Annotated in this window: 20 protein-coding genes; 7 read left to right on the forward strand and 13 right to left on the reverse strand. The window is 53.9% G+C overall.

Annotated elements, in window-relative coordinates:
- Positions 1 to 236: 236 nt before the first annotated feature.
- The 6 genes from QKW35_RS13020 to QKW35_RS13045 form a co-directional block, all read right to left on the reverse strand.
- Entirely contained in the window at positions 237 to 581 is a 345-nt protein-coding gene (locus tag QKW35_RS13020) for a hypothetical protein (RefSeq protein WP_282353711.1), read from the reverse strand.
- 364 nt (positions 582 to 945) lie between these two features.
- On the reverse strand, positions 946 to 1,314 hold the full coding sequence (locus tag QKW35_RS13025) for a glutaredoxin family protein (RefSeq protein ID WP_282353712.1): 369 nt from the start codon (positions 1,312 to 1,314) through the stop codon (positions 946 to 948).
- Between the two features lie 126 nt (positions 1,315 to 1,440).
- Positions 1,441 to 3,771, reverse strand: coding sequence for a YgiQ family radical SAM protein (locus tag QKW35_RS13030; RefSeq protein ID WP_282353713.1), 2,331 nt, complete (start codon positions 3,769 to 3,771; stop codon positions 1,441 to 1,443).
- Positions 3,772 to 4,104: 333 nt separating this feature from the next.
- Complete coding sequence (locus QKW35_RS13035; RefSeq protein WP_282353714.1) at positions 4,105 to 4,527, reverse strand: META domain-containing protein; 423 nt, start codon at positions 4,525 to 4,527, stop codon at positions 4,105 to 4,107.
- Positions 4,528 to 4,752: 225 nt separating this feature from the next.
- Positions 4,753 to 5,943, reverse strand: coding sequence for an enoyl-ACP reductase FabV (fabV, locus tag QKW35_RS13040; protein ID WP_282353715.1), 1,191 nt, complete (start codon positions 5,941 to 5,943; stop codon positions 4,753 to 4,755).
- 243 nt (positions 5,944 to 6,186) lie between these two features.
- A complete protein-coding gene (locus QKW35_RS13045) occupies positions 6,187 to 7,983 on the reverse strand; it encodes an acyl-CoA dehydrogenase family protein (protein ID WP_282353717.1) in 1,797 nt (598 codons plus the stop codon).
- 297 nt (positions 7,984 to 8,280) lie between these two features.
- Between QKW35_RS13045 and QKW35_RS13050 the strand changes: the two genes are divergently transcribed.
- The gene (locus QKW35_RS13050) at positions 8,281 to 8,712 is read left to right on the forward strand and encodes a MaoC family dehydratase (RefSeq protein ID WP_282353718.1); all 432 of its coding nucleotides are present in this window, start codon (positions 8,281 to 8,283) and stop codon (positions 8,710 to 8,712) included.
- Between the two features lie 48 nt (positions 8,713 to 8,760).
- Here QKW35_RS13050 and QKW35_RS13055 read toward each other — a convergent pair whose 3' ends face one another.
- Complete coding sequence (locus QKW35_RS13055; protein ID WP_282353719.1) at positions 8,761 to 10,389, reverse strand: acyl-CoA synthetase; 1,629 nt, start codon at positions 10,387 to 10,389, stop codon at positions 8,761 to 8,763.
- Between the two features lie 385 nt (positions 10,390 to 10,774).
- Here QKW35_RS13055 and QKW35_RS13060 point away from each other — a divergent pair, with 385 nt between their 5' ends.
- Both QKW35_RS13060 and QKW35_RS13065 read left to right on the forward strand, forming a co-directional pair.
- Complete coding sequence (locus tag QKW35_RS13060) at positions 10,775 to 12,274, forward strand: PAS domain-containing sensor histidine kinase (RefSeq protein ID WP_282353721.1); 1,500 nt, start codon at positions 10,775 to 10,777, stop codon at positions 12,272 to 12,274.
- Entirely contained in the window at positions 12,274 to 12,891 is a 618-nt protein-coding gene (locus QKW35_RS13065; RefSeq protein ID WP_282353723.1) for a response regulator transcription factor, read from the forward strand. Before QKW35_RS13060 ends, QKW35_RS13065 begins: the two co-directional genes overlap by 1 nt.
- Positions 12,892 to 13,044: 153 nt before the next feature.
- On the opposite strand, the gene QKW35_RS13070 is transcribed toward QKW35_RS13065, so the two are convergent.
- From QKW35_RS13070 to QKW35_RS13095, 6 genes are all read right to left on the reverse strand, one after another.
- A complete protein-coding gene (locus QKW35_RS13070; RefSeq protein WP_282353725.1) occupies positions 13,045 to 13,860 on the reverse strand; it encodes an alpha/beta fold hydrolase in 816 nt (271 codons plus the stop codon).
- Complete coding sequence (locus QKW35_RS13075) at positions 13,857 to 14,282, reverse strand: PaaI family thioesterase (protein ID WP_282353728.1); 426 nt, start codon at positions 14,280 to 14,282, stop codon at positions 13,857 to 13,859. The genes QKW35_RS13070 and QKW35_RS13075 overlap by 4 nt, the downstream gene beginning before the upstream one ends.
- A gap of 10 nt (positions 14,283 to 14,292) precedes the next feature.
- Positions 14,293 to 14,718 carry a PaaI family thioesterase gene (locus QKW35_RS13080; protein WP_282353731.1) on the reverse strand — a complete coding sequence of 142 codons (426 nt, stop codon included), beginning with the start codon at positions 14,716 to 14,718 and terminating at the stop codon, positions 14,293 to 14,295.
- A gap of 14 nt (positions 14,719 to 14,732) precedes the next feature.
- The gene (locus QKW35_RS13085) at positions 14,733 to 16,391 is read right to left on the reverse strand and encodes an AMP-binding protein (protein ID WP_282353735.1); all 1,659 of its coding nucleotides are present in this window, start codon (positions 16,389 to 16,391) and stop codon (positions 14,733 to 14,735) included.
- 63 nt (positions 16,392 to 16,454) lie between these two features.
- Positions 16,455 to 17,603, reverse strand: a complete 1,149-nt coding sequence (locus tag QKW35_RS13090) for a CaiB/BaiF CoA transferase family protein (protein WP_282353737.1) — start codon at positions 17,601 to 17,603, stop codon at positions 16,455 to 16,457.
- Between the two features lie 12 nt (positions 17,604 to 17,615).
- The gene (locus QKW35_RS13095) at positions 17,616 to 18,773 is read right to left on the reverse strand and encodes an acyl-CoA dehydrogenase family protein (RefSeq protein WP_282353739.1); all 1,158 of its coding nucleotides are present in this window, start codon (positions 18,771 to 18,773) and stop codon (positions 17,616 to 17,618) included.
- A gap of 309 nt (positions 18,774 to 19,082) precedes the next feature.
- Here QKW35_RS13095 and QKW35_RS13100 point away from each other — a divergent pair, with 309 nt between their 5' ends.
- The 4 genes from QKW35_RS13100 (at position 19,083) to QKW35_RS13115 (ending at position 24,099) form a co-directional block, all read left to right on the forward strand.
- Positions 19,083 to 20,717, forward strand: a complete 1,635-nt coding sequence (locus tag QKW35_RS13100) for a methyl-accepting chemotaxis protein (RefSeq protein ID WP_282353740.1) — start codon at positions 19,083 to 19,085, stop codon at positions 20,715 to 20,717.
- 129 nt (positions 20,718 to 20,846) lie between these two features.
- Positions 20,847 to 21,311 carry a 2-thiouracil desulfurase family protein gene (locus tag QKW35_RS13105; protein ID WP_282353741.1) on the forward strand — a complete coding sequence of 155 codons (465 nt, stop codon included), beginning with the start codon at positions 20,847 to 20,849 and terminating at the stop codon, positions 21,309 to 21,311.
- A 58-nt stretch (positions 21,312 to 21,369) separates the two neighbouring features.
- On the forward strand, positions 21,370 to 22,194 hold the full coding sequence (locus QKW35_RS13110; protein WP_282353742.1) for a mechanosensitive ion channel family protein: 825 nt from the start codon (positions 21,370 to 21,372) through the stop codon (positions 22,192 to 22,194).
- 183 nt (positions 22,195 to 22,377) lie between these two features.
- Positions 22,378 to 24,099 (forward strand): proline--tRNA ligase, encoded by a 1,722-nt coding sequence (locus QKW35_RS13115; RefSeq protein ID WP_282353743.1) that lies wholly within the window; start codon positions 22,378 to 22,380, stop codon positions 24,097 to 24,099.
- The last annotated feature ends 255 nt before the right edge of the window (positions 24,100 to 24,354 follow it).

Here is a 24,354-nt window from a genome sequence, read left to right on the forward strand (position 1 = left end):
AGCGGAATCATCTTGGTCTGGTTGTAATCGTAGTGTTTGTAGCGCGCCATCCCTTGCACCATCAGCAGTAAAGTTCGTTGAATCGATTGTAGCGGAAGAAAAGTCCGGCTGCCAAGGGCTGCGGGACTTATCCGACAGCCTCAACGCCGCCAACACAGGCGAGCTTTAGCGAGTCCAGCACAACTTGTTGCGCGATTGTGCTTGGCTTTGTTATTTATTTTTACCATTGCATTTAATTACTCATTCTTCAGGGACTGTACTACATATTTACCATATAACGCATTAAAACCTGTAAAGAAAATACATATCACCCATGCAATAAATAATGTTTTAAATTCTATTCCTACCAAACTCCATCCTGCAGCCGCATTCCCCTTAACGACAGGAATATCAAATAAAAGCCAATACACTGAAGCAGCCAGAAAAAGCGAAGGGTATATCTGAGCATTATTCAAGATTCCGACTTTTACAGCCAGCACTCTCAGAATAAAATTGAAAACAGAATATAGTGACCATATAACAACAACAATTGAAAATATCATTGCAATATAAAGAGGTATTACTGAAATTAAATATATCATTCCTAAACCATCCGTGCGTAGGCTTTATAAATTCCATATTCAAGTAGCGATGAATTTTATTGTGCGCCACATAACAGCTAAATAGACGTCATTATGACGTGTTTAATTGCGTCAGTTTGACGTCTATCCCCAGAGGGTGGGTCCGATGAGCGAAAGGTAGGTATCTGATACATATCGCGTTTTCCTTTACGCTTCTTGCTTCCCATCCGGGGAAATACGTCATTGTGACGTCTATCCTTGCACACTCCCTATCTTGATGACAATAGGATAATTGCTAAGACTTGATGTGAGGTAAAGTAGCAATAAAAAACGCCGGTGAGCGCTAACCCACCGGCGTTTTTTATTGATCAGACTGGATCTGAGATCAGGCTGCTACCACCTCGTTTTCGAGGTAGGCGATAATCTCTTTGGATTCGTACATCCACTGCACAGAGCCGTCTTCTTTTTCGATACGCAGGCATGGCACTTTCACGCGGCCGCCTTCGTTCTGCAGTGCGGTGCGGTGGGTGTTATCGTTCTTGGCGTCACGCAGTTCGATGCTCAGAGCGTTGCGCTTCATGGCACGGCGAACCTTTACGCAAAACGGGCAGGCTTCAAACTGGTACAGGGACATGTTTTGGGTGCGCTGGTCGATCTTTGCCTGGGCATCAGCGGGGCGCTTTACACTGCGCGGGCTGAAGATAAAGTTCAGTAACAAAATGATACGACCCAGAAACCAACGTACAAATGCCATAAGGCTCTCTCCACTTTCAAATCTTAACGCAAGGTGGGTAGCGGTCAGGTTGGCTACCCATCGATGTTAGCGAGCGCGAATTCTATCAGGTTGATCAGATTCTAAACACTGGCTTTTTGTAATGCTTTAGCCACGTTTGACACTGCGCTGCTGCTTTTTCTTGCCCGGCTTGCCCTTTCGGGCGGCAGGTGCACTGCCGGAACCTGCTGCACGCTTGGTGGAGGTGCCGCTGTTCTTAAACGAACCGCCTTTACCCGATGCCGGACGTTTGCCGTTACCGCGCTTGCTCGGTGAATCATCCACCCGCGCTTTTGGCGTAGAACCAGACCACTGGCCACCACGGGCAGTTTGGCCCGGCTTGGCCGGACGGTTGGAGTGTCGCTTGGCGGTCTGCTCTTTCTCTTCCGCCGGTACCAGTTGGTTTGGACCGTCACCGATCAGATCGGCACGGCCCATATCTTTCAGCGCACCACGCAACATGCTCCAGTTTTCCGGATCGTGGTAACGCATCAGTGCCTTGTGCAGCTTACGCTGCTCGTCGTTCTTCGGCGTGTACAGCTTCTCGGACTTGTAGGTCACCTTCTTCAACGGGTTACGGTCCGAGTGGTACATCGCCGTTGCCAGCGACATCGGCGACGGGTAGAAGGTCTGCACCTGGTCTACCTTGAATTCGTTCTTCTTCAGCCACTGGGCCAGGCTGACCATATCGCTGTCTTCACAGCCCGGATGCGCACCAATGAAATACGGGATCAGGTACTGTTTCTTGCCCGCTTCCTTGGAGAACTTATCGAACATCTTCTTGAACGCATCGTAGGTGCCCATGCCCGGTTTCATCATCTTGGAGAGCGTCCCCTCCTCGCTGTGCTCCGGTGCGATCTTGAGCAAACCACCCACGTGGTAGGTCACCAACTCGCGTACATATTCGGGATCTTCCACCGCCAGGTCATAACGTAGACCGGAGGAGATGGAGATGGTGTGTACGCCGTCCAGCTTACGCGCTTTACGGTACAGCTGGGTGGTTGGACTGTGATCGGTGTTCAGGTTCTGACAGATGGTCGGATACACGCACGACAACTTACGGCACGACGCCTGGATCTCAGGGTCGTTACAGTTCAGCTTGTACATGTTGGAGGTCGGACCACCCAAATCGGAGATCGCACCGGTAAAACCCGGCACCTTGTCGCGAATCTCTTCGATCTCGTTGAGGATCGACTCGTGGGAGCGGCTCTGGATAATACGACCTTCGTGCTCGGTGATGGAACAGAAGGTACAACCACCAAAACAACCACGCATGATATTGACCGAGAAGCGGATCATGTCGTACGCCGGAATACGCTGCTTACCGTATTTCGGGTGTGGCACACGCTGGTACGGCAGACCAAATACGCCGTCCATTTCCGGTGTTTCCAGCGGGATCGGCGCCGGATTCACCCAGATCTCACGTTTGCCGTGTTTCTGGATCAACGCACGGGCGTTGTGCGGGTTAGACTCCAGGTGCAATACGCGGGAGGCATGGGCGTAGAGGACCGGGTCTTTCTCCACCTTCTCGAAGGACGGCAGACGGATATAGGTTTTCTCAGGCAGGCGCTGCTTGCCTTTCAGCGGCTCAGGAATGATACGTAGCGGCTGCACGTCATCGGCGGCGTTCTTGGCTTTATCATCTCCATCACCCTCGCCCTTACCATCCCCTTTCTCAGGCAGGTATTCATACGGGTTAGGAATCTTGTCGATATGCCCCGGCCAGTCGACACGGGTGGAGTCGACTTCCACATAACCTTCCGGCGGTGCATTACGGATTACCACGGTGCCACGAATGTCGGTCAGCTCTTCCAGCGGAGTGCCGTCGGCCAGTTTGCGGGTTAGATCCACAATGGCACGCTCGGCGTTACCGTACAGCAGGATATCAGCGGTAGAGTCGATCAGGACGGAACGGCGTACCTTGTCGCTCCAGTAATCGTACTGGGCGATTCGGCGCAGACTGGCTTCAATACCGCCAATCACCACCGGCACATCGTTGTACGCTTCCTTACAGCGCTGGCTGTAGACGATTACGGCACGGTTAGGACGTTTACCGCCCTCACCGCCCGCCGTGTAGGCGTCATCATGACGAATGCGCAGATCGGCAGTGTAGCGGTTGATCATGGAATCCATGTTGCCCGCAGTCACTCCAAAATAGAGGTTTGGCTTGCCCAGCTCTTTAAACGCCTCTGCGCTACGCCAGTCGGGCTGGTCGATAATACCCACCCGGTAGCCCTGCGCTTCCAGCAGACGCCCCATCACCGCCATACCAAAACTTGGGTGGTCGACGTAGGCATCACCGGTGACCAAGATGATGTCACAGCTGTCCCATCCCAACGCATCCATCTCTTTGCGGGTGGTCGGTAGGAATTTCGCCGTACCGTAGCATTCAGCCCAGTAACGCGGATAGGAAAAGAGATCGGGAGCAGTTCTGATCATGTGGCCTGTTCAATATGATTCGTGAGGAAGCGATTACCGCAGATGCAGCGGGATAATACCCGACTGTTTTACACAGTAATTCAAGGCAGCCATTTTCCCAGAAAATTACTCAGGTTTCGAATGATTCTTTTTTGGGGCGGCAGGAGATATTTAATGAATTCTGTAGGGCAGTCTTTCAGACTGCCGGCAACCTAAAGGTTGCCCTACAAATCAGGTATCAAGAGCATTGGAACCAGAAACAGTAGCGTGTACCAATGGCAGCCGAATTCAAAAAAAAACCGGCGCAAGGCCGGCAAATCACTGGATGGAAATATTGAAATCGATCGCTGTGGCTTACCTCACCGCCAGCACAGGCATCTCGGTGCGTGGGATCGGTCGGAATACCACTGGTACGTCAGAGCGGCTGGAATAGATGATTAGATTGCCGTCTTCATCCTTTTCGAAACGGTCAGCAGAGGCCAGGGTTCGCAGCAGCAGTTTCTCCTGCTGCATCACCGCGGCAAAACAGATCTTCTTAGAGGTGGTGATCCCTGCGACGTGCAGCTGGTTTTCCTCTTCGGAATACTCGGCAAAGAAGAAGTTGCATCCAGCACGGCCACTCAGGCGGTTGTTACGGAACGCAACCGAGGCGTTCAACTCACCGGATACATCACGACCAACAAGGGTTTTAACGCGCCAATAGGTACGATCAAGCGTGGCCGATGCCTGCGCGTTGTCAGACGTGTGATTTACAGGGGAGTTTTCTTGCGGTGCCATCGACTGACAGCCCGCTAATGCGAGAAAGAGAACGGGCGCAAAACGCCGGAGAAAATCCGTCTGAAACATGCCTTCAAAATCCTTATGAAGTGTTTATTACAGGCAAGCATAGTCCCATTTATTCCAAAAAAAAAGGACTATATTGCTCACAAAAAAGCCCAAGGTTGACGTTTCAAGTAAACATCAAGCCTCGGGCTTTTGTTGTCTGATCGCGTTAAACGGCGATTAGATGTCGATTACGTCGAACTCTACCAGCGGGCTTACGTCCGCTTCGTAGTCAACAGACTCGATACCGAAACCAAACAGTTTCAGGAACTCGTCCTTGTAGTACTGGTAGTCGGTTTTTTCGAACAGGTTCTCAGAGGTGATCTGAGGCCACATCTCGCGGCAAGCCTGCTGAACGTCTTCACGCAGTTCCCAGTCGTCGATACGGAAACGGTTACCGTCGTCCATCTCTGCAGTGTCACCGTACAGGCCGGTCGCGAACAGACGCTGAACCTGTTCCATACAACCTTCGTGCAGGCCCTTCTCTTTCATGACCTTGAAGACCATGGACAGGTACAGAGGCATTACAGGGATTGCGGAGCTCGCCTGAGTCACAACGGACTTCAGTACTGCAACGTTACCCTGGCCACCTTTAGCCTGCAGCATGCTGTTGATTTCGCCAGCTGCACGGTCCAGATCCTGTTTTGCTTTACCCAGCGCACCGTCCCAGTAGATCGGCCAGGTGATGTCGGAACCGATGTAGGAGTACGCAACAGATTTGGCACCGTCAGCCAGAACACCCGCGTCATTCAGCGCGTTCATCCACAGTTCCCAGTCTTCACCGCCCATGACGGTTACGGTCGCGTCGATCTCTTCCTGGGTCGCCGGCTCGATCTCTGCATCGATGATCACGTCTTTGTTGGTGTCGATTGCAGTGGAGCGGTATGGCTCGCCGATTGGCTTCAGTGTAGAACGGATAACTTCGCCAGTGTCCGGCATTTTGCGGACAGGAGACGCCAGGGAGTAAACCACCAGATCGATCTGACCCAGATCTTCTTTGATCAGCTCAATGGTTTTCGCTTTGGCTTCGTGGGAGAACGCGTCGCCGTTCAGGCTTTTCGCGTACAGGCCCGCTTCGTGCGCAGCCTTGTCGAATTCAGCGGCGTTGTACCAGCCCGCAGTACCGGTTTTACGCTCGGTACCCGGCTTTTCGAAGAACACGCCGATGGTTGCTGCACCACAGCCAAACGCGGCTGCGATACGGGAAGAGAGACCGTAACCACTGGAAGAACCAATTACCAGCACGCGTTTAGCACCAGCGATCTCGCCTTTCTCTTTAGTGTAAGCAATCTGCTCGCGCACATTTGCCGCACAACCTGTTGGATGGGTAGTGGTACAGATGAAGCCACGAATTTTTGGTTTGATGATCATGGTTAACTAGAGTCTCAATCCGTTACATAAAAAATCAGCCCGTAACCTTAACCGATTTCGGGCTGATATTATAGATGTAAGACGGCTCACGCCGCCTGTAAATCGAAGTGGGCAGACTGTTCAAAAACGTTTTCGAGGCCATTATCACAAGGCAAACATCGACGAAAAAGCAGAGTTTATACGTAATAAATGAGCATTTTGAGTCGATGTTTAACGCCGTGATAACAACGCAGATAGTTTTTGTTAAGAGAACCAGGCTGAGGCCAGCTGCTCATCGCTCATCGCCATCACGCTTTCGCTGCCTGCTGCAACTATCTGCGCAAACGATGCAGTACGTGGCAAAACCTGAGCGGCATAGAAACGAGCACTCAGAATCTTGGCACTGAGGAAGGTCTCATCGCCGCCGTTACCCAGCTCCTGCTGTGCCGCCAGAGCACCACGCAGAATCTGCCAGCCGCCACACAGGGTGCCCATCAGCATCAGGTAGTTGTAAGCGACAGAGCCCGGCATCAGTGCGTCATCCGCCGCACCGTTCAGCAACAGCGCCTGCGCATTCTGAGCCTGCTCCAACGATGATTTCAGTGCGGCTGCTTCTGCTGCAAAACCGCCCTGTGCTTCCAGTGCAGATACCAGCTCGGCAATCTCTGCCTGAACCGCTGCTCCCGCTTCACCTTTATCAAACAGGGTCTTACGACCCACCAGGTCCAGCGCCTGAATCGCGTTGGTACCTTCGTAGATCGGCAGGATACGTGCATCGCGGTAGTGCTGAGCAGCACCGGTTTCTTCAATGAAGCCCATACCACCGTGGACCTGCACACCCAGGGAGGTTACTTCCTGCGCTACTTCTGTACACCAGCCTTTTACGATGGGTGTCAGGTAAGCAGCACGCGCCGCTTCTTTCGCTTTGGTGTCTGCATCGGTCGCGTTGTGGGCAAAGTCGAGGCTCGCACACGCATCGTACGCCAGTGCACGACCCGCTTCGGTGATCGATTTCATGGTCAGCAGCATACGGCGTACATCCGCGTGACGGATGATCGGACCGGCTTCTCGGCTACCCACTGGCGGGCTCTGCACACGGTCATGGGCGTATTCCAGTGCATGCTGATATGCACGCTCGGATATCGCCACACCCTGCAGACCAACCGCCAGACGCGCGTTATTCATCATGGTGAACATGCACGCCAGACCTTTGTTCTCTTCACCCACCAGGTAACCGATCGCACCCTCGTCATCACCAAACGCCATCACGCAGGTCGGACTCGCGTGGATACCCAGCTTGTGCTCTAGGGAGACACATTTCGCGTCGTTACGCTCACCCAGAGAACCGTCTTCGTTTACCAGGAACTTAGGCACAACAAACAGACTGATCCCTTTTACGCCCGGAGGAGCATCCGGCAGACGCGCCAGCACCAGGTGCACGATGTTGTCAGCCATATCGTGCTCACCCCAGGTAATAAAGATCTTCTGCCCTTTGATGCGGTAGTGGTCGCCTTCAGGCTCCGCCTTGGCGCGGATCGCCGCCAGATCAGAACCGGCCTGCGGCTCGGTCAGGTTCATGGTGCCGGTCCACTCACCGCTGATCAGCTGCGGCAGGTACTTGGCTTTCAGCTCATCGCTGGCGTTGTGGTAGATCGCTTCAACCGCGCCCTGGCTCAACAGCGGACAGAGGCCCCACGCCATGTTGGCAGACTGCCACATCTCCATCACCGGAATAGACAGCGCATACGGCAACCCCTGACCACCAAACTCAGGGTCAAACTGCAGGGAACCCCAGCCACCTTCGGCAAACTGCTGGTACGCCTCTTTAAAACCTTCCGGCGTTGGCACATCCAGATCCACCAGCTTCACGCCGGTGTTATCACCCACTTCGTTCAGCGGAGAGAGGATTTCGTTCGCAACTTTACCGGCCTCTTCCAGAATCGCCGTCACCATATCGTCGGACGCTTCTTCGAAACCCGGAAGCTGGGCCAGCTGTTCCATACGCGCGTTGTGGCGCAGGGAGAAATGCATATCTTTCAGGGGAGCTTTGTAGTCAGCCATCACGTACCTGCCTTGTAAAGTGATCTCTACGAGGCCGTGTAAAAACTATTGCGACTTGCCTATAGGGCGCTAAAAAACCACTCAAAATGCTCATTTACTTCAGTAAATTCCGCTTATTCGTGTCTTTTTGCCTTCTCTAGTCTGCGCTCATTACGTTTTTACAAGCCCTCTGTACCCACCCTTAAATTTTGCGCAAACTCACAAATAAGGGTTTTCACTTATTATACTCGTTATTTGGATTCCGATAAGATACCGAAACATTTTTTTGCGACGCAGCAACCATTGAGGACGTCACCCATGCAAGAGCTACACGGCTACTATCTGGAAGATCTTGAAGTCGGCATGAGCGCGAGCTACGCCAAAACCATCTCCGAAAGCGACGTTTACACGTTCGCTGGCGTATCCGGGGACAACAACCCTATTCACATCAACGAGGAATACGCACAGACCACACCGTTTAAGAAACGTATCGTGCACGGTATGTTCAGTGCTGCACTGATCTCCACCGTGGCAGGCACCCGCCTACCGGGACCTGGTGCTATCTATGTGGATCAGCAGATCAAATTCCGTCGTCCGATTTACATCGGTGATACCGCTACCGCAACCGTGACCATCTCCGAGATTGATCAGCGCCGTGGTCGTGTAAAAGCGACAACCGACGTACACGTGGGTGAAACGCTGGTAGCCTCCGGTTCTGCAACCTTCATGGTTGACAAGCGCGACGCTTAATCGCAAAACGCCACTCTGCTTTCACAGAGTGGCGCTCTTGACTACCTGTTAAGAATCCGCTTGCTCACGCAACATGAACTTCTGGATCTTACCGGTAGACGTTTTCGGTAGATCACCGAACACCACAGCCTTAGGCGCCTTAAAGCGTGCCATGTTGTTGCGGCAGAACTCGATGATGCCGGCTTCGTCTACCTTCGCACCCTCTTTCAGTTTCACGAATGCACACGGTACCTCACCCCACTTCTCGTCGGACTTGGCAACAACCGCCGCTTCCATAACCTCTGGGTGACGGTACAGAACGTCTTCCACTTCGATACTGGAGATGTTCTCACCACCGGAGATGATGATGTCTTTGGAACGGTCTTTGATTTCGATGTAACCGTCTTCGTGCCATACTGCCAGGTCACCGGAGTGGAACCAGCCGCCTTCAAAGGACTCATCGGTGGTGGATGGGTTCTTCAGGTAGCCCTTCATCACCAGGTTGCCGCGCATGAAGATCTCACCCATGGTTTCGCCGTCCTGAGGTACCGGCTCCAGGGTTTCTGGGTTCGCCACCATCAGGCCTTCCAGCATCGGTGCTTTCACACCCTGGCGCGCTTTCAGACGTGCTTTCTGCTCAAGGGTGCTGTCATCCCACTGATCTTTCCATGCACAAACTACCGATGGACCGTAGGTTTCGGTCAGACCGTATACGTGGGTTACTTCCACACCCATCTCTTCCATGCCCTGAATGACAGCAGCCGGAGGCGCAGCACCCGCGGTCATTACCTTGATCTTGTGATTGATGCCCTCTTTCAGTTTAGCCGGTGCGTTGTTCAGCATGTTCAGCACGATTGGCGCACCACAGAAGTGATCCACTTTCTCTTCACGGATCAGATCGTAGATATCTTTGTCGCGTACGTGACGCAGGGAGACAGAGGTACCCGCAGCAGCGGCGATCGCCCACGGGAAACACCAACCGTTGCAGTGGAACATTGGCAGCGTCCACAGGTAGGTTGGGTGACGACCCATGTCCCAGGACACGATGTTGCTCATCGCATTCAGATAAGCGCCACGGTGATGGTACACAACACCTTTCGGGTTGCCGGTGGTACCGGAGGTGTAGTTCAAGCTGATCGCATCCCACTCGTCTGCCGGTGGTTGCCATGCGAATTCAGGATCACCTTCGGCGATAAAGGCTTCGTAGTTGGTGGAGCCGATCAACTCACCGCCTTCATAGTCGGGATCATCGATATCGATAACCAGCGGGTTTTGGCCGGACATCTTCACGGCCTTGGAAACTACTTCAGAAAATTCACGATCAACGATGATCACTTTACTTTCAGCGTGCTGCAGGATGAAGGCGATCGCTTCAGCATCCAGGCGGATGTTGATAGCGTTCAGCACGGCACCAGACATTGGCACACCAAAGTGAGATTCAAACACTTCCGGCAGGTTCGGTGCTACGACGGATACCGTATCGCCTTTTTCGATACCGTGTTTCTGCAGCGCGCTCGCCAGCTGGCGGCAGCGGCTGTAGGTCTCTGCCCAGTTACGACGTACCTGTCCATGAACCGTTGCTGTATGCTCCGGGTAAACGAATGCCGCACGCTCAATAAAACTAAGCGGAGTCAGCGCAGCGTAGTTGGCTGCATTTTGCTCAAGCCCAAGCTCATAAGGGTTATGCTTTGTGCTCATCGTTCTCTTTCCTGTTGTAGTTATTTCTCACGACCCGCTGGTAAACCAGGTCGTGATTGCTTGTTAGCAGATAGGGACTTTCCCCTATACAACCTTCAATACTACGCAATTTCCCTTATTACTCAAGTTATTCTAAAGTCATATTATTAGTCCCAAGAACATTAAAGGGGGAAATCCCCTAGGCGTTGGACCTGATAAAACCATTTGCATCAGGCCTGCTAAAGCCCTGCGGGTTGCCCCTGAGAAAGCGCCACTCGTCGTTGCTCGCTGCTTATTTGGAATAACCAAACTTCGCAGACTCGCGCCTGGATTGACGTTTTCTCAGGGGCAATAGGCTCGAATCAAATAGTATTAACAGGCCCTCTACATGAATAAGAAAGCCTCTATGGAACTAGAACAATGTCGGGAGGATGCCGACCGTTACCGCCTTCTAGTGGAACAGTCCACGGATATGATCTCGCGCCACACGCCGGCGCCCGACTGGATCTATATCGATGTTAGCCCAGCAGTGGAATCCGTTGTGGGTTACACCCAGGACGAAATTATCGGCATGTCGGGTTACGACATGTTCCACCCGGAAGATGCCGACAACCTGCTGACCCGTGCAGACTCCGTGCGTTATCGCGAAGGGATGTACACCAACGTCTACCGCTATCGTCACAAGGCGGGCCACTATATCTGGTTGGAGACCACCAGCCGCACGATCCGTGACGACGACGGCAATCCGGTCGAGATCATCTGCGTATCCCGCGATGTGACCGAGCGCGAGGAGGCCCAGCGCGCCATGCGCCGCCTGGCCCGTGTTGTAGAAGCATCATCCGATATGATCATGTTCTGCAACCATGACACCCGCAAGCTGACCTATCTGAACGAGTCCGCCTACCACACGCTGGGGACGGAAAAAGATACTCCGGTGATCTACTACCTGAACCAGCTGTTTGCACCGGATGTGATCGAGTCACTACTGAACGACGCTCTGGATCATGCCGCCATTCACGGTGTCTGGTATGGCAGCGTGCCAATGCATCTGCCCGAGCAGCTAAACCGCGTGGCAGAAGTGCGCGAGATCATCGCCCACCGCAACCGTCGTGAGAACAACAAGGTGGAGTACTACTCCATTATCGGCCGCGACATTACCCTGCGCCGCAAGGCCGAAGAGGAAGCCAAACGCCACCAACTTGAACTGGCCCATATGTCACGCCTGCTGTCCGTCGGTGAAATGGCAACCGGTCTGGCGCATGAGATTAACCAACCGTTGGCGGCAATCCTTAATTACTGCCGCGGCACTCAGCGTCGCCTGGAAGATAAACCCGATGATGCTGTAGATACAGTGACCCGCTCTATGGAGCTGATCACCAAGCAGGCCAAGCGTGCAGCCGAGATCATCAAGCGTATGCGTGCCTTCGTGCGTAAGACGGAGTACCAACGCCTTGAATTCTCGGTGAATGATGCCTGCCACGAGGTGAGCCACTTTTTGCATCAGGAAGCCATTGACCATAACATCACCTTCGATTTTCATCTGGACGAGGATGCGCCGCCGCTGCTGGCAGACAAGGTCCAGATTGAACAGGTGCTGCTGAACCTGATGCGAAATGCCATTGAGGCATACAGCGATTGTGATAAGGCATACAGACCCGTTATTATCAGCACCCGCAACGCCGGGGGATATATCTATATCTCGGTAGAAGATGAAGCCAAAGGGATTTCAAGTGAGGGGCTGGCTAACCTGTTTGAACCGTTCTACACGTCGAAATCCACAGGTCTGGGTATGGGACTGTCCATCTCCCGCACCATTATCGAGACCCATGGTGGGCAGCTTTGGGCCGAGAGCGACGGTAAGACCGGAACCCATTTCCATCTGAAACTTCCGTTAAGGGATAAATAATGCAAGCAAGCGTGACAGGTACTATCTATATCGTCGACGATGACGAAGATTTTCGTGACTCTATGCAGTGGTTGCTGGAATCTGCCAGCCATCAAGTGATCACCTACCCGTCTGCCCAAGCGTTTCTGGATAACTTCAACGGCGAGATCGGCTGCATGCTGCTCGACGTACGTATGCCGGAGATCAACGGCCTGGCTCTGCAGCAGATAATGCAGGATCGCGGCATCCAGCTGCCGATCATCGTACTGTCCGGCCACGGTGATATCCCGATGGCCGTGAGTGCAATGAAGAACGGGGCCCTGGATTTCCTGGAGAAGCCGTTTGATGACGAAGTGCTGCTGCGCCTGGTGGATAAAGCGCTGAGCCGCGCGGAAGAGATGCGCAAAGACCTGAGCGAACTGGGTGAGATCCAAGCCTGCCACGACAGCCTGAGCCGTCGCGAGAAAGAGGTGATGGGTCTGGTGGTTGTGGGCAAAGCCAACCGTGAGATCGCGGAAGAGCTGGGTATCAGCCCCAAAACCGTGGAAGTACACCGCGCACGTGTGATGAGCAAGATGCGTGCGGGTAGCCTGCCGGAACTGGTTCAGCAGGCAGCAAAGCTGGCGGAAGCGAGCTAACGCCCCCTGTAGGTTGGTCATTGCACAGCAATGCCCAACGTCTGCCCCACCTCAAGTAGGTTGGGCAACGCGTTGCGTTGGCCAACCTACTTTCTAAACAAATTACATATCAGTAGGTTGGCCATTGCGAAGCAATGCCCAACACCGTCACACTCAGATATCCACTGTTTCTTCTTCAAGCTGACGTAGGATAAACGGCACCATCGCCTCCAGCGCCTGCTGCTCCGCTTCCAGATGCGGGACATGACCACAGCCGTCAAGATAAAGGGCGGTGGCATTTTCACCAATGCCTGCACAGATATCAGTAACCTGCTCAGGTACACCGTACTGGTCGTCCTTACCCTGAATAATCAGGGCCGGACAGTTTATACCCGGTAGCCAGCGGCTGAAATCCATATTCTGGTGACAGCTCTCCCTTAACCAGGTCTCGGACCAGGCGCGGAACAGCAGGTCGGTGCGATCACCGTGGTAGCGCGCCAACCGCTCCGGTAGATCGGAATTGTTATACCGCTCGACCGCTTCGCGAATCCCGGCCAGTGTCAGGTGATCCGCATACAGATGCGCGGCTTCGGTGATGATCGCCTTCACCCGATCGCCCAACACGGACGCTGCGATCAGGGTAATCGTGCCGCCATCGCTGTGACCGATCAGGATCACTTCGCCGATACCCGCAGCATCCAGCACGTCCCCTACCCGCTGCTCACCTTCCGGCACCAGATAGTCGTCGGCGCGTGGCAAAGTGATCGGAGAGGATTCGCCGTACCCCAAGCGCTCGTACACAAACACATCACAGCCCGTCGCTTCGGCAACACGCTGCGGAAACTGCTTCCACATACGGATATGGCCCAGCGCTTCGTGCAGAAAAACCAAGGTCGGTTTATCAGGGCCCGAGATCTGCGTACCATGCCTGGCGTGTATCTTCTGCCCATCCGACAGCGTCAGCATCCGGTCGTTCCAAGTCAGACTCATGAACGGTTCTCCGGCGCTGGGATCGAATAGGTCATGGTCGCGTGGGCGACAGGATCGTCTTCACCATCCGACAGGATATAGACTTCACCCACACCCAAACGCTTACCCACCTTCAGCATCTGTGCTTTGGCGATGATATCCAGATCAGAGGCCGGTTTACGCAGGAAATTGATATTCAGATTGGTCGTCACCGCGAGGGCAACAGGGCCTATACGGCTCAGCAACGCGGCATAAACAGCCACATCAGCCAACCCCATCATGGCTGGGCCTGACACGGTGCCACCGGGACGCAGGTGTTGGTCATCCACCGGCAAGCGCATTGTGGACGTACCGTCGCCCAGCTCCAGCAACTCACCGTACTGCTCTCCCTGCGGGAAATGATCCGCCAGGAACTGCCGCATCTCTTCGAAATTCATCTCCATCGCGCTACCTCTAGACAGTTACGATTGCCAGCGTCACGGTCGCCTTGGCCACCAGTTTACGCTGCTCCCCCACTGCATACACTTCGCCTTCAGCAACAGTCAGGGTTTTGCCTTGTTTGATCACTTTGGCTTCGCACTCCAGTGTGTGCCCTAGGCCGGGACGCAACAGGTTAACGGTAAAGTCGGCGGTCAGAACCCGCTGCCCCTGAGCGATCAGGGTCGCAGCCGCTGTGCCACAACTGTGATCCGCCAGTGTTGCTTGTACGCCGGCATGGACAAAACCGTCCTGCTGTTTGTGGTTTTCGTTCAGGGATATCCGGGTCCGACAACGACCGGGGCTGAACTCAAGGAGTTCAGCCCCTAGTAAACGGATAAACGGTGCCTGATCGAAAACCCGGCGAGTCTCAGACTCGTAGTCCGGGTTGCTCGGTTGCATTCAGGCGACCTCCGTTAGGCAGTAACAGTCTCGCTTTCGTCACGGGCCTGGTTACGCAGGATAAAGCGCTGGATTTTGCCACTTGGCGTTTTAGGCAGTTCCTGCACGAACTCGATCTCACGTGGGAACGCGTGAGTGGAGAGGCGGTTACGCACGTGCTGTTTCAACTCTTCTGCCAGCTCTTCGCCGGCATCGAACTGCGGCTTGATCACAACGTATGCTTTAATGATGGAACCACGTTTCGGATCAGGCTTACCAACAACACCAGACTCGGCCACCGCTTCGTGCTCGATCAGCGTGCTCTCTACATCCGCAGGCCCTACACGGTATCCGGCAGTGGTGATGATGTCATCGTCGCGACCGGTGAAGGAGTAGCTGCCGTCACCATGGCTCATTACCACGTCACCTGTCAGGTAGTACTTACCGTGGAACGGGTTCTTTTCCTGCCAGGTGTACCCCTGGAAGAAGAACAGTGGAGAGTTATCCACATCTACAGCCAACTGACCGGTTTCACCTTCTTCGATCTCGTTGTAATCTGCATCCAGCGCCACAACGCGGTGACCCGGCATAGAGAAGCCCATGGAACCAACGCGCACTACGTCCTGCTCCAGGTCGTGGTGGTTACATGCGGTCATACCGGTTTCGGTCTGACCGTAGTGGTCCATGACCGGGCAACCCAGACGTTTATCAACCCAGCCAATAACTTCAGGGTTCAGCGGCTCTCCCGCACTGCTCGCTACACGCAGGTCAAATTTATCGTCCGCAGACAGTACGTTGTCGTTCGCCATCAGCATACGGTATGCAGTTGGCGCCGCGGCCAGGTTGGTGATGTTGTACTTACGCAGCATGTCGTAAGTGGTTTCCGGCGTAAATGCCGCTTCACAGAAGTGAGTGGTGTTGCCCAGCAGGAGCGGGCCCACTACGGCGTAGTACAGACCGTATGCCCAACCTGGATCGGCCACGTTCCAGTACGTGTCTTCCGGACGCAGACCAATCGCAAAGCGCATGTAGACATAGAAAGAAAGAATCGCCCGAGTCGGAACTGCAACGCCCTTGGACTTCCCTACGGTACCGGAGGTAAACATCTGCAGGAACGGATCTTCCGCACCGACGCGCACTGGTGCAAATTCGGTGGACAGGCCATCAACCTGTTCGGAGAAGTCACGATCCGCTGCGTACTTGTCGTCAGCCGCCGCGCGGTTAACCAGCAGAATGGATGGACATCCCTGCACGTCATCCAGCTTGGACCGGTTTACCGGGTCGGTGACTACCAGTTTGGTACCGGCCTGCTGTACACGGTACTCAATCGCACCCGGACCAAACGCGGTAAACAGCGGCTGGTACACCGCACCGGCACGCAGGGTCCCCATGATCACAACCATCAGTTCAGGGGTACGTGGCAGCAGCGCCGCAACGCGGTCACCTTTACCGATGCCCTGAGACGCCAGATAGTTGGCAAACTGAGCCGCTTTCTCTTTCAGCTCAGCAAAGGTCAGTTGAGAGGCTTCGCGGGTCGCACCTTCGTACTTCAGCGCTACGCCATCACCATCAGCCCATTTATCAACGATCTCTTCGCAGACGTTAAAACCGTCCTTCAGATTACCGATCATCTTCTCCTCGATCATCGCTGGATCAAACTGATCGTAATATGCCTGGTAGTTTTCCGTAGTCATTTTCTTTCTCTCGTTTATCGTTGTTATTCTTTCCCCGGTAGAGACTTGACCAGTCCGACCCTGTCAGCCGAATACGCCCGCCGTCCGGAGTGTATCTATTTCATCGTTGTTCATTCCCGCCATCTGCAGGACTTCATCCGTGTTGGCACCACGCAGGGGCGCTTCGGCGGGCAGAGGCATGGATTCGTTGTTAAAGCGGATCGCCGGTGCAACCTGCACCTCACCGTTTTTGTCGTTCTTCTGAATCAGTCCACGGGACACAAAAGCAGGATGGTCGGCCGCCTCTGTCATGGTCAGTACGGGTTCGACACAGGCATCCACGTCGGCAAATGCCTGCTGCCAGTGCACCAGGTCCTGCCTTTGGAAGATCTCACGCAGCTGAACTTTGAGTGTTTTGTCATCCAGCTCTGCCAGCTCTGATGCGTCAAGGGTTTCCAGCAAAGCACGCTTGAATTGCGGTTCAAGACTGCCCACCGCCATAAAACGTCCGTCACGGGTTGGGTAGTAATCATAGAAACCAGCGCCGTTGAGGAAATGGGTTTCGTATCCCTCTTCACAACCACCGTTGAGTGCCCCCGGTGCCAGCAACGCCTGCAACGCCATGCTGTTATCCGCCATGGAGATATCGATCTGGGCACCTTTACCCTGACGATCGCGCTGAATCACAGCGGCTAGAATAGACACCACGGCTGGATGGGAACCGGCTGCAATATCCGCCACTTGCACACCCAGCGGACAAGGCCCCTGCCCGGCACGTCCCATATGACTGGAGACACCGGCAAGGGCGAGGAAATTGATATCGTGCCCTGCCTTTTCAGCATAGGCACCAACCTGGCCGTAACCCGAGATGGAGCAATAGATCAGATCAGGTTTAACCTTGCTCAGGTCCTCATATCCCAATCCCAGTCGATGCATCACCCCCGGACGGAACTGTTCAACAACGATGTCGAACGCCTCCACCAATTTATGCACGATGGACTGAGCGTCAGGATGTTTCAGATCCAGAGTGATCGATTGCTTACCCCGATTCAGGTACCGAAACGCCGCAGACTGCCCATCAATCTGCGGTTTCATGTTGCGCACCAGATCATCCCGCACGGGCGACTCGACACGCACAACCTCCGCACCCATATCAGCCAGCAGCATGGTGGCGTACGGTCCCGGTAACAGGGTGGAAAAGTCGAGTACTTTAAGCCCGGCAAGTGGTTTCATATAACGCGACCCTTAGCTGAACTCACGCAGGATTTCACGCGCGATAATCACACGCTGAATCTCACTGGTGCCTTCGTAGATCGAGGTGATACGCACATCGCGGGTGTAGCGCTCCAGTGGGTATTCCTGCATATAGCCGTAGCCACCCAGCATCTGCAGTGCGCTGTAACACGCCTGGTTTGCCTTCTCGCTGGCAAACACTTTCGCCATAGATGCTTCCTTGGCGAATGGCAGACCACGCTCTTTGCGATCCGCTGCAGACATCAACAGTAAACGCGCGGCTTCCAGTTCGGTGTAACGGTCCGCCATCATCCACTGCAGGCCCTGGAAATCAGAGATTGGACGACCAAACTGCTTACGCTCCTGGATATACGCAGTCGCATAGTCCATCGCCGCCAGGCCTACACCCAGCGCCAGGGAACCGATGCCGATGCGGCCACCGGCCAGCTCGGCCACCGCCAGTCGGAAACCGTCGTTCAGCTTGCCCAGGATTGCAGATTCCGGCACTTCTACATTCTCAAAGTGCACTTCGTTGGTCGCAGAGCCGTGCTGGCCCATCTTCTTCTCGGCAGGTGCTACGGTGATACCCGGTGTACCGGCTTCCACCAGGAAGCAGGTGATGCCTTTGCCTTTCTTCGCGTCCGGGTCAGTGACTGCCCACACTACAAATACACCGGCAAATTCGGCACTGGTGATCCACTGCTTAGTTCCGGAGATCGCGTAGCCGTTTTCGGTTTTGACTGCTTTGGCCCGCATAGAGGCAGGGTCGGAACCGGCACCGGATTCGGTCAGGCAGAAGCTGCCGGCACGGTATTCACCGCTGCAGATCAGCGGCAGGTATTTGTCTTTCTGCTCTTCGGTACCCATCGCCTGGATCACTTCCGCCACCATGTTGGTTACGGACATGGTCACGGCGGTGGATGCACAGGCGCGGGCGATCTCAGTCATCGCCAGACTGAACGCAACAACGCCAGCCTCAGTACCGCCATACTGGCCTTTGATGTTCAGGCCCATAAAGCCCAACTCGGCGAGCTTTTTACAATTTTCCAGCAGGATGGATTTATCTTTGGTCTGATCCAGCTTTTCCGCTACAGGTGCCAGTTCGGTCTCGGCAAAACGTTTTGCGGTGTCCTGGATGAGTTGTTGTTCTTCTGTCAGAGAAAGGTCCATCAGGGTCTCCACTTAAGGGTTTACCCTAATCTATACCCCAAATTTACGTTTACGTAAACATCAATCTCGTGCACCAGATACAAACCCAGGTTCCGTTCAACAGCCTGAATCGCCCTGCAGACTCCTGCCTTCGTACGCTGTCGGCCAATCACCTCCTGATCATGCTGCAAGTGCGGCATATCCAAAAGATTAATCCCCTGATGAAAATTGAGCACGATGCCCTTCCAATCTCATCAAATGATCAAGCCTCCAATCGGTTAACCCACGTCCTTACCGCATGAAATGGCTTTATAGGGCTGGATGAACTGCATGGCACGGTTCCTGCTGGAGTCTGCGGCAGCACTTTCCCACGGGATACAACGACTTGGAGAGATCGAATACACGATGAATAACGATAAAAATAAACATCCATCGGATAATGACATTCTTGTAGTGACCACCGATCCGAACGCCAATATCCGCTATGTAAGCGATGACTTCTGCCGGTTATCCGGTTACGCCCGAGAAGAGCTTTACGGTAAGAACATCAAAATACTGCGCCATCCCCAGATGCCTGCGGGGCCGTTTGATCAACTATGGGAAACGGTGACTGCCGGCCAACCCTGGATGGGGATCATCCTTAATCGCAACCGCCGGGGTGACGATATGTGGCTGGATACCTACATCATTCCCACCTTGGAGAACGACGCCGTCAGCGAATACCAGGTTGTCTATCGACAACCTTCGAAACAGGTCATGCGGTTCGCACAATCGATCTACCAGCAGCGACTTCAGGGCAAGACCCCACCAGCACTTTCCAGAAAACAGTTTGAACTTGGAACCCGACTCAGCCTGTTTGCACTGTTATCGCTATCCCCAATACTTGGCTGGATGCTATGGCAGCAACCCAGCACCGGGTCATACATTGCAGCCTCGCTGTCGGCCGTTCTGGCTATAACCGGATGCAAATTGCTGACACGTAGATTCCAGCGACTGGTGAATTCCAGTCGCAGCATTGTCAGCCATCCGGTCAAACAGCTAATCTACACCGGCTCAACCGATGATATTGGACAGCTTGAGTTGGTTCAGTGCCAATTGCAGTCCCAACTGGATGCTGTCTTGCGCCGCGTTCAGGATGCGTCAAACGAGGTCAAACGCAGCTCCGATACCTCCGATAAGGTGATGAACGCTACCTTCGATAATCTGCAGGCACAGACCAACGCCCTTGAACAGATAGCGGTGACCGTCGAGGAGATGACCGCCACTACCAGCAATATGGCGGAAAACACCCAACTCGCGTTGGATCAGGTCAATCGAGTGCAGCAGGATGCCGAGGTCGGGACCGGTGTGGTTCACCAGGCAGTAGATGCCATTAAGCAGCTGGATGCGGCGATAGACACCATCGGTGAAAACCTTACGAGCCTGGAAGCCCGCAATTCCCAGATCGATAAGGTGGTCGAAGTTATCCACGATATTGCCGAGCAAACCAATCTACTGGCGCTGAACGCCGCCATTGAAGCGGCGCGAGCCGGGGAGAACGGACGTGGCTTTGCTGTCGTCGCCGACGAAGTCCGTTCGCTCGCATTGCGTACCCGTATGTCCACCCAGGAGATCGGCAAAATCATTGAGGGCCTGCAAGCAGAAACCCGCGACATCTCGTCAGCCATAAAAAGCGGTCAGAGCCTGGCTGATTCCACAGTCGAGCGCATTGAAGAAGCGGGCCATAACCTGATCTCGATTCTGAGTGCTGTCGATGTCATCAGCGGCATGACTTCCGAAATTGCCAGCTCAACCCATCAACAGAGTGCTGCCACCCAAGAGGTGAATGCGCAGATCCACACCATCAGCAACGCTGCCAGCCAGGTTTCAGACGAGGCGGAGAAAACACTCGAGATGAATCGCTCCACCCTTCGCCTGGCCAACATGCAAAGTAATATGGTGGAACGGATTATCTCACGGCAATAACACAGAAACTGCTGTACAAAAAGAAACCAAATCAAAAACTGAGTGACCTCCGTCAATTTCGGTAACTTGCAGAGTGTTAGCGCGTGAGTAGAATAGGCCCGCGACAATAACAATAACAACGGCTCTGTTATGGGAAAAATACTTGTAAGTGCTTGTCTGATGGGCGACTCGGTCCGTTACGACGGCGGTCACTCACTCATCGATCACCCGGTAATTCAGCGTTGGAACGACGAGGGGCGGCTCGTCAAAATCTGCCCTGAATGTTCTGGTGGATTACCAACACCGCGCCCACCGGCAGAAACTCAGTCCAAGTTTCCAATTTTGATCACCGATCGCACCGGTGAAGATGTGACCCCTGCCTTCCTGCTGGGCGCGGAAAAAACACTGGAACGCGCGAAGAAAGAGAAGGTGTGCTGCGCTTTGATGAAAGCCAACAGCCCCTCTTGCGGCAACACGCAAATTTATGACGGCTCGTTTTCCGGCCAGCTAACAGAAGGTAGCGGTGTTGCTGCCTCTGAGCTTTTACGCAACGGCATTCCGGTGTTTAATGAACACCAACTGGAAGATCTGCTCCAGTTTGTTTCAGAACGCTAGAGACCTCCGCACACTGCGACGGTTCTCTGGCTAAAATCGCTACCAGGGAGCCTTTGCGATGCAAGAGGAACTTAAAGCCTTCACCCACTTGTACACCCTCATCGTCGACTTTTTCGTCAATTACAGTTTCCAGGTCATTGGCGCGATAATCATTTTTATAATCGGCCTGATCGTCGCCCGCTGGATAAGCAACATCACCCTGCGCATCTGCGAACGGAATGAGATCGACATCACGCTGCGCCTGTTTATCTCCAACTGTGTACGCCTGCTGTTTATCGCCATGATCGCGGTGATCTGTTTGGGCAAATTCGGTATCAGCGTCGCCCCGTTTGTGGCCGCAATCGGTGCAATATCCCTGAGCGCAGGTTTGGCGTTACAAGGGGTTTTCTCCAACTACGGCGCAGGCTTCACCATCGTCCTTACGCGCCCATTTGTGGTTGGCAACACCATAACCATCAACGACATCACCGGCATCGTAGAAGAGATCAAGCTGGCCTACACTCAGCTCTCCACCGAAGACGGCGAGATCATCACGATCCCGAACAAACACATTGTCGGCGAGGTGATCACCAACTCCTTTGGTAACAAAGTGGTGGAAGCAAGTATTGGTATCAGCTACAGCGCCGATGCCAATCATGCTATCAAGGTCGTGCGAAGCACCCTGGAGGGCTTTAACGAGGTAACGTCCGAACCTGCCCCACAGGTAGGTATAGAAGGGTTTGGCGACTCCTCCGTGGATATCGGCTACCGTTATTGGGTACCCACGCAACGTTATTTCGAGGTGCAGTATCAAGTGAACCTGGCGCTGTATAACGCGTTTAAAGAGGAAGGTATCGAGATTCCGTTCCCACAACGCGAAGTCATGCTGAAGAACAGCGCTTAAGACTTAATCTAAACAGAGGTATGTGCGCTTAAAAAGGCGCACATACCCTGCCAAAACAGCCAAATATCTGCCCTTTTCTCCCGCTCAGGACTAATTGATCCATTGCAACGCTTGGCAGGCCGCTGCCCGCACCCTAAAATGTCCGCCTTTCAAAGACAGAATTCATTCATGGGTTAAGGATTTATGCGCGCAAGCCAATATCTGATTGCTACTCTCAAAGAGACCCCCTCCGACGCAGAGGTTATCAGCCACCAGCTGATGCTGCGTGCTGGTATGATCCGTAAACTGGCGTCCGGTTTGTACACCTGGCTGCCAATGGGCCTGAAAACCCTGCGCAAAGTGGAAAAGATTGTTCGTGACGAGATGAACAAATCTGGCGCTCAGGAAGTCCTGATGCCCGCGATCCAGCCGGCAGAACTGTGGCAGGAATCCGGCCGCTGGGAGCAATACGGCCCGGAACTGCTGCGCGTAAACGATCGCCACAGCCGCGAATTCTGCGTTGGTCCGACCCATGAAGAAGTTATCACCGACATGGTGCGTAACGAGCTGCAGAGCTACAAGCAGCTGCCGGTTAACTTCTACCAGATCCAGACCAAATTCCGTGACGAGATCCGTCCACGTTTTGGTGTGATGCGCTCCCGCGAGTTCATCATGAAGGATGCGTATTCCTTCCACATCGGCAAAGAATCCCTGCAGGAAACGTACGATGTGATGCACCAGACCTACGTGAACATCTTCGACCGCCTGGGCCTGGACTACCGTCCGGTACAGGCTGACAGCGGCTCAATCGGTGGCGACGCTTCCCACGAATTCCACGTACTGGCTGAATCCGGTGAAGACGACATCGCATTCTCCGATACCAGCGACTACGCAGCGAACATCGAACTGGCTGAAGCCCTGACACCGGCAGGTGAGCTGGCGGCACCAACTCAGGAGATGACCCTGGTTGATACACCAGACGCAAAAACTATTGCGGATCTGGTCGAAAAGTACAACCAGCCGATCGAGAAAACCATCAAGACTCTGATCGTACAAGCATCCGAAGAGTGTGAAGCGGACTTTGTTGCGCTGATCGTACGTGGTGACCACGAGCTGAACGAGATCAAAGCCGAAAAACTGCCTCAGGTAGCTGAACCGCTGACCATGGCATCCGAAGACGACTTCCGCGACGTCATCGGCGCAGGCGCAGGTTCCCTGGGTCCTGTAAACCTGAACATCCCATGCATCATCGACCGCGCGGTATCCAAGTCTTCTGACTTCGGTGCAGGCGCCAACATCGATGGCAAACACTACTTCGGCGTGAACTGGGGCCGCGACGTCGAGATGCCGGAAGTGGCAGACCTGCGTAACGTGGTGGAAGGCGACCCAAGCCCGGACGGCCAGGGTAAGCTGGTGATCAAACGCGGTATCGAAGTGGGCCACATCTTCCAGCTGGGCCAGAAGTACTCCGAAGCCCTGAACGCAACCGTTCTGGACGAGAACGGTAAGTCCGTTGTGATGGACATGGGTTGTTACGGTATCGGTGTCACTCGCGTTGTAGCGGCTGCCATCGAGCAGAACAACGACGACCGCGGCATCATCTGGCCTGAATCCATCGCACCATTCACCGTTGCGATTGTGGCACTGAAGTACGAGAAATCCGAAGAAGTGCGTACTGAAGCTGAACGTCTGTACGAAGAGCTGACTGCAGCGGGCTACGATGTATTGCTGGATGACCGCGCTAAAGTAAGCCCGGGGGTGAAGTTTGCCGACATGGAGCTGATCGGTATCCCTCACCGCGTGGTGATCTCCGATCGTGGCATCAAGGCCGGTACCGTTGAGTACAAAGGCCGCCGCGACGAAGACAAACAGGAAGTTGCTCTGGATCAGATTGCTGACCTGCTGAAGCAGAACGTCAAAGCCTGATCAGTTCCTGCCGCTCCCAGAAAAGCCACGGCACCTGCTGTGGCTTTTTTATTTCTGCCAATACAAGTGCTCTCTACGCCTTACCGCTACACATCAAAAAATAGCGCTTCAACCATGCAAACAAGCGTTTAATTTTTTTTACATTTTTGATCATTGCACCTTGTCTTAAACAACTATGTTGGTGTAAAACTTACAGCTCGGTAGAGGAACTACCGAACAAAAATAAGAATAATATTGTACTGATCTAGGCACGAA

Origin of the sequence: Pontibacterium granulatum (assembly GCF_029961155.1) — a bacterium.
GTDB lineage: Bacteria > Pseudomonadota > Gammaproteobacteria > Pseudomonadales > Balneatricaceae > Pontibacterium > Pontibacterium granulatum.

What these genes read in the sequence shown, in the direction of transcription:
- QKW35_RS13020 (WP_282353711.1), bottom strand. Translation starts at nt 581, where the DNA reads ATGATATATTTAATTTCAGTAATACCTCTTTATATTGCAATGATATTT.
- QKW35_RS13080 (WP_282353731.1), bottom strand. Translation starts at nt 14,718, where the DNA reads ATGCAACCGAGCAACCCGGACTACGAGTCTGAGACTCGCCGGGTTTTC.
- QKW35_RS13045 (WP_282353717.1), bottom strand. Translation starts at nt 7,983, where the DNA reads ATGGCTGACTACAAAGCTCCCCTGAAAGATATGCATTTCTCCCTGCGC.
- QKW35_RS13085 (WP_282353735.1), bottom strand. Translation starts at nt 16,391, where the DNA reads ATGACTACGGAAAACTACCAGGCATATTACGATCAGTTTGATCCAGCG.
- QKW35_RS13110 (WP_282353742.1), top strand. Translation starts at nt 21,370, where the DNA reads ATGCAAGAGGAACTTAAAGCCTTCACCCACTTGTACACCCTCATCGTC.
- QKW35_RS13060 (WP_282353721.1), top strand. Translation starts at nt 10,775, where the DNA reads ATGGAACTAGAACAATGTCGGGAGGATGCCGACCGTTACCGCCTTCTA.
- QKW35_RS13075 (WP_282353728.1), bottom strand. Translation starts at nt 14,282, where the DNA reads ATGGAGATGAATTTCGAAGAGATGCGGCAGTTCCTGGCGGATCATTTC.
- QKW35_RS13065 (WP_282353723.1), top strand. Translation starts at nt 12,274, where the DNA reads ATGCAAGCAAGCGTGACAGGTACTATCTATATCGTCGACGATGACGAA.
- QKW35_RS13095 (WP_282353739.1), bottom strand. Translation starts at nt 18,773, where the DNA reads ATGGACCTTTCTCTGACAGAAGAACAACAACTCATCCAGGACACCGCA.
- QKW35_RS13035 (WP_282353714.1), bottom strand. Translation starts at nt 4,527, where the DNA reads ATGGCACCGCAAGAAAACTCCCCTGTAAATCACACGTCTGACAACGCG.
- QKW35_RS13090 (WP_282353737.1), bottom strand. Translation starts at nt 17,603, where the DNA reads ATGAAACCACTTGCCGGGCTTAAAGTACTCGACTTTTCCACCCTGTTA.
- QKW35_RS13115 (WP_282353743.1), top strand. Translation starts at nt 22,378, where the DNA reads ATGCGCGCAAGCCAATATCTGATTGCTACTCTCAAAGAGACCCCCTCC.
- QKW35_RS13070 (WP_282353725.1), bottom strand. Translation starts at nt 13,860, where the DNA reads ATGAGTCTGACTTGGAACGACCGGATGCTGACGCTGTCGGATGGGCAG.
- fabV (WP_282353715.1), bottom strand. Translation starts at nt 5,943, where the DNA reads ATGATCATCAAACCAAAAATTCGTGGCTTCATCTGTACCACTACCCAT.
- QKW35_RS13050 (WP_282353718.1), top strand. Translation starts at nt 8,281, where the DNA reads ATGCAAGAGCTACACGGCTACTATCTGGAAGATCTTGAAGTCGGCATG.
- QKW35_RS13030 (WP_282353713.1), bottom strand. Translation starts at nt 3,771, where the DNA reads ATGATCAGAACTGCTCCCGATCTCTTTTCCTATCCGCGTTACTGGGCT.
- QKW35_RS13025 (WP_282353712.1), bottom strand. Translation starts at nt 1,314, where the DNA reads ATGGCATTTGTACGTTGGTTTCTGGGTCGTATCATTTTGTTACTGAAC.
- QKW35_RS13055 (WP_282353719.1), bottom strand. Translation starts at nt 10,389, where the DNA reads ATGAGCACAAAGCATAACCCTTATGAGCTTGGGCTTGAGCAAAATGCA.
- QKW35_RS13100 (WP_282353740.1), top strand. Translation starts at nt 19,083, where the DNA reads ATGGCACGGTTCCTGCTGGAGTCTGCGGCAGCACTTTCCCACGGGATA.
- QKW35_RS13105 (WP_282353741.1), top strand. Translation starts at nt 20,847, where the DNA reads ATGGGAAAAATACTTGTAAGTGCTTGTCTGATGGGCGACTCGGTCCGT.